This is a genomic window from Phyllobacterium sp. (assembly GCF_037994425.1).
Classification (GTDB): domain Bacteria; phylum Pseudomonadota; class Alphaproteobacteria; order Rhizobiales; family Rhizobiaceae; genus Phyllobacterium.
In genome coordinates this window covers 1-9,454 of the sequence record NZ_JBBNAM010000056.1, presented here as the reverse complement: position 1 = coordinate 9,454, position 9,454 = coordinate 1, and the positions used below count along the sequence as shown (strand labels likewise).

Sequence of the window (9,454 nt, the reverse complement as noted above, 5' to 3'; positions counted from 1 at the left end):
AACTTGATGCGGCTGTCGATCATCGTTTTTCATAACCCATGGGTTAATGGAATGTGGTAAGTTATCATTTTACCGAACCAAATGTATAATCCATTATCGCCCTGAGCAGATTGGGAGGTCTCCTGTGCAATTCGCTTCTATCAATGGTGTGACGCTGCACTATCAGCTGATCGGTGCGCCCGAAGGCAGGCCCGTGCTGGTCTTTGCCAATTCGCTCGGCACCGACTTGCGGATCTGGCGTGACGTCATCCTTCGGCTTGTCGGCGATTTTGCAATCGTCACCTATGATTTGCGCGGACACGGTCTTTCAGATCTTGGCGCGCCGCCCTATTCCATTGACGATCATGTCGGCGACCTTTCGGGACTCCTCGATTATCTCGAGGTCAAGAAAGCTGTCATTTGCGGCTTGTCCGTGGGTGGCCTTGTAGCGCAAGGCCTTTATGCGGCACGCCCGGATCTGGTGCGCGCCTTGATCCTTTGCGATACCGCGCACAAGATCGGTACCGCAGAAACCTGGGCGGCGCGCATTGCGGCGGTCAACAGCAACGGCATCGGATCGATTGCCGAAGGCATTTTCAAGCTATGGTTCACGCCAGCCTTCCATGCCCAACGGCGCGAGGAACTGGCGGGATACCGCAACATGCTGGTGCGTCAGCCCGTTGACGGCTACACCGGCACGTGTACGGCAATAAGCGGGGCCGATTTTACCGAGGCTGCCGGGCGTATCGCGGTTCCGACGATCTGCATCGTCGGCGACAGGGACGGCTCGACGCCGCCTAATCTTGTGCTTGAGCTTGCCCGGCGGATCCCGCGATCACGCTATGAGGTGATCAAGGATGCAGCGCACATTCCCTGCGTCGAACAGCCGGAGGCCTTGACGGCAGTGATGCGGGCATTCATCGAAGAATTCAAGCTTGGAGGCCAATCATGACGCGTGCGGCTCTTGTGTCTCGCCGCTATGCCGAAGGCATGCAAACCCGCAGAATCGTTTTGGGCAATACCCATGTCGACAGCGCGGAAGCAAACAAGACGGATTTCGACGGGCCATTTCAGGAGCTGATCACGGAAGCAGCGTGGGGGCATGTCTGGTCGAGGCCAGGATGGTCCAAGCGACAACGGTCGATCGTGACGATCGCTTTGCTGGCAGCGCTGGGGCAGGACGAGGAACTTGCCATGCACGTGCGCGCCACCGCCAATACCGGTGCAACGCGCGACGACATTTGCGAAGCCCTGCTCCATGTCGCTATCTATGCGGGGGTTCCGGCGGCCAATCACGCGATCAGGCTGGCCAAGCAGGTCTTTAAGGAAATGGAAGCCGTAAAGGCCGTGTGAGGGAGATGGCAATGTCCAACCGAAAACCCGAAACGGGAGCATTCTTTCAACGCGACAGGCAGTGGCATCCGCCGGCCTTGACGCCGAATTACAAGACAAGCGTCGTGCGCTCGCCGCAGCGGGCGCTCCTGTCGTTCGACAATACGGTGTCGGAGATCACTGGTCCCGCCTTCGGACATTCCATTCTCGGCGAACTCGACAATGATCTGATCCATAATTTCGCCATGCCGGGCGAAAGCGCTATCGGTGAGCGCATTATCGTGCATGGCCGTGTGGTTGACGAACGCGGCAAGGGCGTTGCTGGCGCCCTCGTCGAGTTCTGGCAGGCCAATGCTGGCGGGCGCTATCGACACAAACGCGAGGGATATGTCGCCGCCCTCGATCCGAATTTTGGCGGATGCGGACGCACGATCACCGGGGATGACGGTACCTATCGTTTTCGCACCGTCAGGCCAGGCGCCTATCCCTGGCCGAACGGGGTCAATGACTGGCGTCCCGCCCATATCCACTTCTCTGTCTTCGGGCACGGATTTGCCCAGCGACTGATCACCCAGATGTATTTTGAGGGCGACCCGATGATCTGGAATTGCCCGATCGTCAGATCGATTGCAGACAGTGCGGCCATCGAACAGTTGATTGCACGGCTCGACATGAACAACACGATCCCGATGGATGCCCGCGCCTACAAATTCGACATCGTGCTGCGCGGCCGCCGCTCGACCCTGTTCGAAAATCGCCTGGAGGGCAATTGATGGTCCAATCATTAGGCTATTTGAAAGAGACCCCTTCGCAGACGGCGGGTCCTTACGTGCATATCGGGTGCACACCCAATTTCTGCGGGATTGCCGGCGTTTACGCCGCCGATCTCGGTGTCGCCATGGTCAACGACAAGACGCGCGGCGAGCGGATCACACTGCGTGGACGCGTCTTTGACGGAACGGCAACGCCGCTGCGTGATGCCTTGATTGAGATTTGGCAGGCGGACAGTACCGGGCTTTACAACAGCCCCTCGGAGTTGCGCGGCGCCGCCGATGCCAATTTTACCGGCTGGGGCCGCTGCCCGACCGACATGGAAACCGGTGAATTCGCCTTTGAAACCATCAAGCCCGGTCAGGTGCCATTCAAGGACGGAAGGTTGATGGCGCCCCACATCAGCATGTGGATCGTGGCGCGTGGCATCAATATCGGCCTCAACACCCGGGTTTATTTCGAGGACGAGAAGGCCGCCAATGACCAGGACCCGATCCTCATGCGCATCGAGCACAAGAACCGTATCCCGACGCTGATCGCGAGACGCGAGGGCGCGGCATATCATTTTGATGTTCATCTGCAGGGCGAGAAGGAAACCGTGTTCCTTGATGTATAGGCGATGAGCATATCCGCTTTCGACCACCCCTATCTGTCTGGCCTCATCGGCGACAACGACACCGCCAGCTGGTTCTCGGTCGATGCCGATATTGCCGCCATACTGGCATTTGAGTCGGCTCTGGCCCGGGCAGAAGCCGACCAGAACATCATCGACAGCGCAGCGGCCGATGCGATTGAAACGACATGTCGCCAGTTCTTGCCCGACATGGCGTCATTGCGCGCCGCGGTTGCGATCGATGGCGTGGTCATTCCAGAGTTTGTGCGCCAGTTGCGCGACGCCCTTGCGCCTGAACATCGCGCATTCGTGCACTTCGGGGCGACCAGCCAGGACGTTATCGATACCAGCCTGATGATCCGCCTCAAACCGCTCCCGTCCCGCCTCGACGCGGACTTGGCGGCTATTCTTCAAGGACTTGACCATCTGGATAGCACGTTTGGCAACAATAGCCTCATGGCGCATACCCGCATGCAGGCGGCGATCGCCATTGCCGTTCGCGACCGTGTCGCCAGCTGGCGCGCACCAATACTGAGGCATCAACAAAGGCTTTCCTTTCTTACGCAGCATTTCCCTTGCCTTCAGTTTGGCGGTGCGGCGGGAACGCTCGACAAGTTGGGCGACAAGGCGCCCAAGGTCCGCAGCGCACTTGCGGACATTCTCGGACTCAAGGACCTGCCGCAATGGCACAACCAGCGCGATATCATCGTCGAACTTTGCGATCTCTTGGCGCAAATCTCCGGTTCGCTCGGCAAGATCGCCCAGGATATTTGCCTTCTTGCGCAGGGTGTTAGCGAGATTTCCTTAAGCGGTGGGGGAAAATCATCGGCCATGCCGCACAAGCAAAATCCGGTCCTGGCAGAAGTTCTCGTTGCGCTTGCCCGTTTCAACGCCACGCAGGTATCTGGCATGCATCATGCTCTGGTGCACGAACAGGAGCGGTCCGGTGCGGCCTGGACTCTCGAATGGATGATCCTGCCGTCGATGGTCGCCGCAACGGCGGGATCCTTGCGCAGGGCAGGTGAACTCCTTGGTGCCATCGAGGCTTTCGGTTTTGGTACATCGCCCGACGCATAACTTCATGGTCATGAAAGGATGCATGTTTTTCATTTTACATTACCAGTTCGCGTGAGACACTGACGAGACTGCCGGTTGTGGCCAGATGAGGAGTTGATCTGGCTACGGTTCGAAGGGTTTTAAGGGGAGGAACAATGAAGAAGCTTATTCTGGCAGCGTTTGCAGCCATTGTCATGAGCGGCGCCGCTTATGCAGACGCGATCAAGATTGGCGTAGTTGGCCCGTTTTCAGGTCCGTTCGCCATTCAGGGCAAAAATTTCAAGGCCGGCATTGACGCCTATATGGCTACGCATGGCAACAAGGTTGGTGCGGATACGATCGAAATCCTCTACCGCGACGTGCCGCAGGCCGATCCTGCGCAGGCAAAGGCGTTGGCGCAGGAGCTGGTGGTCAAGGAAGGTGTGCAGTACCTCGCCGGCTTCTATTTCACGCCTGACGCCATGGCCGTAACACCGCTTCTCAAGCAGGCAGGCGTCCCGCTTGTTATCATGAATGCCGCGACCTCGGCGATCGTCACCAAGAGCCCCTATGTCGTGCGCACATCCTTCACCACCTGGCAGACGTCAGCGCCCATGGCGAAAATTGCCCGCGAACGCGGTATTGCGAAGGCCATCACCGTTGTCAGCGATTACGGTCCGGGGATTGACGCCGAAAACGCCTTCAAATCCACCTTCGAGAAAGAGGGCGGCACGGTGGTCGAATCCATCCGCATGCCGCTGTCGACCAATGATTTCAGCCCGGTCATGCAGCGCGTGCGCAACGCCGGCGCACAGGCGGTATTTGCCTTCCTGCCATCAGGGCCAACCACCCTTGGCTTCGTCAAGGCCTATAATGAGAATGGCCTGAAGCAAGCCGGCATTGAGTTTCTGGCGCCCGGCGACCTGACCCAGGAATCCGACCTGCCGGCGATCGGCGATTCGGCGGTCGGTATCCTGACCACCTTCCACTACTCGATCGCCCATGATTCGCCCGAGAACAAGGCATTTGTCGAAGCTGCGCAAAAGGCCATCGGCAACCCCGCCGAACTTTCCTTTCCATCCGTCGGCGCTTATGACGGCATGCATGTCATCTACAAGATGATCGAGGCGACAGGTGGCAAAAAGGATGCGCAGAAGGCCGTCGATGCGGTCAAGGGGCTCGCCTGGGAAAGTCCGCGGGGACCCGTGTCGATCGATCCGGAAACGCGTCATATCACGCAGAACATCTATTTGCGCGAAGTGGCAAAGCGTGACGACGGCACCTATTACAACAAGGAAATCAAGACCTTCGAAAAGCAGCCGGACCCGGGTCTGGCAGCGGCGAAATAGCCTTCAAGTCTTTTACGAAAAGCTGCTCTGGAGTGCGCGTTTGCTCCGAGCGCCAGTCGGGACATGCCAATGCAGGTATTTCTTAGCATAGCCGTTGATGCGCTTGCTTACGGGATGGTCCTGTTTGTCATCTCGATTGGCCTTTCCGTCACCATGGGGCTAATGCGCGTCGTCAACCTTGCCCATGGCGCATTTGCCATGATCGGCGGCTACATCGCCTCCTATGCAGCGCGCGATCTTGGGCTGGCGTACGGTATTTCGGTCATGCTTGCCGTCGTCGGAACCATTCTCGTTGCCATTCCGCTGGAGCGCTTTCTTTACCGCCGCATCTATGGGGCACCCGAACTGACACAGGTGCTGATGACGATCGGTATCACGTTCTGCGTCATCGGCATTGCCAATTATGTCTTTGGCCCGACGTTGAAGACCATACCCCTGCCCGCGCCACTCACGGGTCCGGTCGATCTCGGGTTCCGGACGATTGCGGCCCATAAAATCTTTGCGATCGGCTGTGGTGTCGCCGTGGCACTTGGCCTCTGGGCCTTGATCGAGCGCACCTCCTTTGGCGTCAAGCTGCGTGCCTCTGTCGACAATACCGCCATGGCGGCGGCGCTCGGCGTGCGCACGAGGATTGTCTATGCCGCAAGTTTCGCCCTTGCTGTCGGCCTTGCTGCCTTTGGCGGGGTGATCGGTGCCGAACTTCTCCCGGTCGAGCCTTATTATGCGCTGCGCTATATGGTGACATTCCTGGTCGTTGTTTGCGTCGGTGGCGCCGGCTCCATACCGGGCGCCCTGATGGCCTGCCTGCTTCTTGGAGCGATCGATACCACCGGCCGCTATCTCGTTCCCGAATACGGCGAATTCTTCTTCTATCTGGCCGTGATCGCAATTGTCTGGGTATTCCCGCGCGGGCTTCTTGGAAGGGCCAGATGATATGAGCGCAGCCGGGGTGCCGAGCCCGCTTTCAAGGACATCATCGCGTCGCCATTTCTGGCAGCGCGACCTCGTCGGCATTGCCATCATCCTTGCCGCTGCACTCCTCGGATATGTTTTTGTTCCCGACAATCTGGCGCTCCTGACACGGATCATCGCTATCCTTTTTCTCGTTTTGTCACTTGACCTTGTGACCGGCTATTGCGGCGTGGCGACGCTAGGTCATGCCGCGCTCTTCGGTGCGGGCGCCTACGCGGCTGGGATTGCCGCTGTGACCTTCAACATCACCAGCGCGTTCAGCATGGTTGCCATTGGCGCGCTCGCCGGAGGCGTGGCCGGCCTTGTCTGCGGCGTTGTCATCCTGCGTGGTCACGGCCTTGCCCAGCTCGTATTGTCGATTGCGGTCATCCACCTGTTCCATGAAGCCGCCAACAAGGCCTCGACCTTGACCGGCGGCAGTGACGGCCTCTCCGGCATCGCACCCGATCCCATCCTCGGCCTCTTCGAGTTCGACCTTTTCGGCCGGACGGCCTATCTGTTCGGCATCCTTTTGCTGTTGATCATCTTTGTCATGTTGCGGATTCTTGTGCGCTCGCCCTTTGGCATGCTGTGCCGAGGCATACGCCAGGACCCGCTTCGCGTCAGCGCGATGGGCGCGTCCGTCAAGGCGACACTGATCAAGATGTACATCATTTCCGGTGCTGTTGCCGGCGTTGGGGGTGCATTCAACGCCGTTTCGACCCAGGTTGTCGGCCTCGACAGCCTTAGCTTTACCAATTCTGCCGAAGCCCTGGTCATGCTGGTTCTTGGCGGTGCCGGATCGCTCTACGGCGCGTTCGTCGGCACGATCGTATTCGTATGGTTTGAGGATGTCGTGTCTTCTGCCAATCCGTTTCACTGGCTGACCACGGTCGGCGCCTTGCTGATCGCCGTGGTGCTGTTTGCCCCGAAGGGCCTCTATGGCACCGCCGCGGCCCTTTTTGAGCGTTATCGAAGGAGGCTGAAGTGAGCGTGATCCTTCAGGTTGACCGGCTGATGAAATCCTTTGGCGGTCTCAGCGTCACGCGGGATGTGTCGCTTTCCGTTGCCAAGGGCGAGCGCGTCGCTCTGATCGGCCCCAATGGTGCGGGCAAGACCACCTTCGTCAACCTTGTCACCGGTCATTTGAAGCGGGATTCCGGCCGCGTGCTTATTGGTGCAAAGGACATCTCGAACCTCAATCCGATGCAACGGGTCAGGGCCGGGCTTGTCCGCTCGTTCCAGGTGACGCGGCTGTTTGCGGACATGACGCCGGAGGAACATGTGGCCCTGGCGATCCTGCAACGCGAGAAACGGTCTGGACGAATTACCGGTTCCTATCGGGCAATGCCAGAGGTGATGCGCGAGACCTATGACATTCTAGATACGCTCGGTCTCGTGGCCCTCGCGCAAGTGCCGGTCAGTGCGATCGCCTACGGCCAGCAGCGATTGCTCGAAATCGCGCTCGCCATGGCCTTGCGGCCAAAGGTGCTGCTTCTGGACGAACCTGGCGCCGGCGTCGCGCATGGCGATACATTTCTAATCGAGAACGCCCTTGCGCAGCTGCCTGACGATCTGGCCGTACTGATGATCGAGCACGATATGGACCTTGTGTTCCGCTTTGCCAAGCGGGTGATCGTGCTTGCCGCAGGAGAAATCATTTTCGATGGGTCGCCGCGCGACGTGACGGGCGACGCTCTCGTGCGCGAAGCTTATCTGGGGAGCTATGCCGATGCCAGCAGCGCGGCTTGACATCAAGGATCTGAGCGCCGGCTACGGACCGACGCGCGTTCTCGAAAACATCAATTTTTGCGCTGAGAAAGGCGCGCGCATCGCGGTGCTCGGACGCAATGGCGTCGGCAAGACCACCCTCCTCGCGACGATCGCCGGTCAAACGAAGCGCTATCAGGGCACGATCAGGCTCGGCGATGCTGACGTCACGCAGATGGACAGTACCGCTCGCGCCTTAAGTGGCCTTGGCTTCGTCCCGCAGTCGCGCGGCATCTTCCCCTCACTGACCGTCGAGGAAAACCTCTTTGTCGGTTTGAAAGGCCGGCCGCGCAGCGCGCTCAAGGAAGCCTATGACATGTTTCCCCGGCTTTATGAACGACGAGCAAATTCAGGCTCAAACCTGTCGGGCGGCGAACAGCAGATGCTTTCCACGGCCCGCGCCATTCTTGGCAGGCCGACGGTGCTGTTGCTGGACGAGCCGCTGGAAGGATTGGCCCCGGTTATCTGCGAGGAATTGATGCAGGCTTTTTCGCGCCTTGCATCGGGCGGCGAAATGACGATCCTCATGGTCGAACAACGCATCCGCAGTGCGCTCGATTTTGCTGAACGCGTGATCATCCTCGAGCGTGGTCGTATCGTATGGGATGGGACGTCAGATGGGCTTGCCTCTGATCGTGATACAATTGATCAATTGCTCGGCGTTACAAGTATCGGGCATTAGGGCAACCGTACGACCAGGGAACGCCCTGCGGCGCACCAATCTGCGCAGGTCCTGATGATACCCGACAAAGATGGCCGCTGCCAGCGACACCGAGCGCTCGGCAATACGCAAGGGCAATCTCGGAGGGCTCGTCACTGGTGTCTATCGCCCGCGCCGCCAATCAGCAAAATTCAACCTTCGGTTTGGCACTCGTGACACGGGTAAAGCCCGATGATGCTCGCACCATTCAACACTTACACCGTCACGAAAGCCTCGTAGGCGATCCTCTCCACTGTTTCATCCAGGACATAGAGTTGGCAGGCGAGCTTTTGTCTAAGGCCGTTTCTCGTGAAGGGTTGGTGTCGACAGGCACGCAACGCACCAGATGGCCAGCGCTGCGTGCGCCAGCACCACCGGCCACAAACCAACGCCGGACAGGCCAAGGCGCATCCACGCAAGGAAAAGGATTGCAATCACGGTGGCGTTGTAAAGCAGCATTGCCGTGACAAGTCCTTTCGTGGCACGGCCCATTGCGTCTTCACGCGCGAGCCAGCATGCAACCCCAAGAGCGAGAAGCGCCGCACCGGCCACGCGACTGGCTGTGTCGCCGGCAGGCGTACCGGGCACGGCCCCGAGCAGCAGCTCGACCAGCACGGACGGTGCCACAAGCAGCACCAGTCCGGTTGCTGCCTCAAGCGCACCCGTGATTGAAAGCAGCAACTTCGGGCTCGATGATCGTTTGCTCCGAGGCATTGAGGCTCCTTGAATCTCGCCACTGGGATCGGCTGAGCTCGACTATATTTCGTGCCCCGCCAGGCGTTTGCGTGGACGTATTATTTCGTCGACGATCCCGGCTCCAGTTCGAGGGTCAGATTGTCGATTTTCCCGGAGAACTCGAAAGGGGCGTCGTAGCGATACTCCACCAGCGCAACTCCAGTGCGGGTGTCTCGTCCGATGTCGAAGCTTTCGTCCTCTGGGAAGGTGATTGGAGTA

11 protein-coding genes are annotated in these 9,454 nt (G+C 59.1%); 10 read left to right on the top strand and 1 reads right to left on the bottom strand.

What is annotated here, in order from left to right; genetic code table 11:
- Window positions 1–124 precede the first annotated feature (124 nt).
- From pcaD to AAAB35_RS04060, 10 genes are all read left to right on the top strand, one after another.
- Complete coding sequence (pcaD, locus tag AAAB35_RS04105; protein WP_340666955.1) at window positions 125–931, top strand: 3-oxoadipate enol-lactonase; 807 nt, start codon at window positions 125–127, stop codon at window positions 929–931.
- A complete protein-coding gene (gene pcaC / locus AAAB35_RS04100; protein WP_340666954.1) occupies window positions 928–1,332 on the top strand; it encodes a 4-carboxymuconolactone decarboxylase in 405 nt (134 codons plus the stop codon). Before pcaD ends, pcaC begins: the two co-directional genes overlap by 4 nt.
- An 11-nt stretch (window positions 1,333–1,343) precedes the next feature.
- Entirely contained in the window at window positions 1,344–2,084 is a 741-nt protein-coding gene (gene pcaH, locus AAAB35_RS04095; protein ID WP_340666953.1) for a protocatechuate 3,4-dioxygenase subunit beta, read from the top strand.
- Window positions 2,084–2,698, top strand: coding sequence for a protocatechuate 3,4-dioxygenase subunit alpha (gene pcaG / locus AAAB35_RS04090; RefSeq protein ID WP_340666952.1), 615 nt, complete (start codon window positions 2,084–2,086; stop codon window positions 2,696–2,698). Before pcaH ends, pcaG begins: the two co-directional genes overlap by 1 nt.
- A 3-nt stretch (window positions 2,699–2,701) precedes the next feature.
- A complete protein-coding gene (locus tag AAAB35_RS04085; RefSeq protein ID WP_340666951.1) occupies window positions 2,702–3,772 on the top strand; it encodes a 3-carboxy-cis,cis-muconate cycloisomerase in 1,071 nt (356 codons plus the stop codon).
- A 134-nt stretch (window positions 3,773–3,906) separates the two neighbouring features.
- The gene (locus tag AAAB35_RS04080; RefSeq protein WP_340666950.1) at window positions 3,907–5,079 is read left to right on the top strand and encodes an ABC transporter substrate-binding protein; all 1,173 of its coding nucleotides are present in this window, start codon (window positions 3,907–3,909) and stop codon (window positions 5,077–5,079) included.
- A 69-nt stretch (window positions 5,080–5,148) separates the two neighbouring features.
- Window positions 5,149–6,012: a branched-chain amino acid ABC transporter permease gene (locus AAAB35_RS04075; protein ID WP_340666949.1), complete on the top strand. Its 864-nt coding sequence runs from the start codon at window positions 5,149–5,151 to the stop codon at window positions 6,010–6,012.
- 1 nt (window position 6,013) lies between these two features.
- Window positions 6,014–7,021: a branched-chain amino acid ABC transporter permease gene (locus tag AAAB35_RS04070; RefSeq protein ID WP_340666948.1), complete on the top strand. Its 1,008-nt coding sequence runs from the start codon at window positions 6,014–6,016 to the stop codon at window positions 7,019–7,021.
- On the top strand, window positions 7,018–7,782 hold the full coding sequence (locus AAAB35_RS04065) for an ABC transporter ATP-binding protein (protein WP_340666947.1): 765 nt from the start codon (window positions 7,018–7,020) through the stop codon (window positions 7,780–7,782). Before AAAB35_RS04070 ends, AAAB35_RS04065 begins: the two co-directional genes overlap by 4 nt.
- Window positions 7,763–8,482 carry an ABC transporter ATP-binding protein gene (locus AAAB35_RS04060; RefSeq protein ID WP_340666946.1) on the top strand — a complete coding sequence of 240 codons (720 nt, stop codon included), beginning with the start codon at window positions 7,763–7,765 and terminating at the stop codon, window positions 8,480–8,482. Before AAAB35_RS04065 ends, AAAB35_RS04060 begins: the two co-directional genes overlap by 20 nt.
- Before the next feature lie 312 nt (window positions 8,483–8,794).
- On the opposite strand, the gene AAAB35_RS04055 is transcribed toward AAAB35_RS04060, so the two are convergent.
- Window positions 8,795–9,214, bottom strand: coding sequence for a hypothetical protein (locus AAAB35_RS04055; RefSeq protein WP_340666945.1), 420 nt, complete (start codon window positions 9,212–9,214; stop codon window positions 8,795–8,797).
- Window positions 9,215–9,454 lie beyond the last annotated feature (240 nt).

What these genes read in the sequence shown, in the direction of transcription:
- AAAB35_RS04070 (WP_340666948.1), top strand. Translation starts at nt 6,014, where the DNA reads ATGAGCGCAGCCGGGGTGCCGAGCCCGCTTTCAAGGACATCATCGCGT.
- AAAB35_RS04085 (WP_340666951.1), top strand. Translation starts at nt 2,702, where the DNA reads ATGAGCATATCCGCTTTCGACCACCCCTATCTGTCTGGCCTCATCGGC.
- pcaG (WP_340666952.1), top strand. Translation starts at nt 2,084, where the DNA reads ATGGTCCAATCATTAGGCTATTTGAAAGAGACCCCTTCGCAGACGGCG.
- AAAB35_RS04080 (WP_340666950.1), top strand. Translation starts at nt 3,907, where the DNA reads ATGAAGAAGCTTATTCTGGCAGCGTTTGCAGCCATTGTCATGAGCGGC.
- AAAB35_RS04060 (WP_340666946.1), top strand. Translation starts at nt 7,763, where the DNA reads ATGCCAGCAGCGCGGCTTGACATCAAGGATCTGAGCGCCGGCTACGGA.
- pcaH (WP_340666953.1), top strand. Translation starts at nt 1,344, where the DNA reads ATGTCCAACCGAAAACCCGAAACGGGAGCATTCTTTCAACGCGACAGG.
- AAAB35_RS04075 (WP_340666949.1), top strand. Translation starts at nt 5,149, where the DNA reads ATGCAGGTATTTCTTAGCATAGCCGTTGATGCGCTTGCTTACGGGATG.
- pcaC (WP_340666954.1), top strand. Translation starts at nt 928, where the DNA reads ATGACGCGTGCGGCTCTTGTGTCTCGCCGCTATGCCGAAGGCATGCAA.
- AAAB35_RS04055 (WP_340666945.1), bottom strand. Translation starts at nt 9,214, where the DNA reads ATGCCTCGGAGCAAACGATCATCGAGCCCGAAGTTGCTGCTTTCAATC.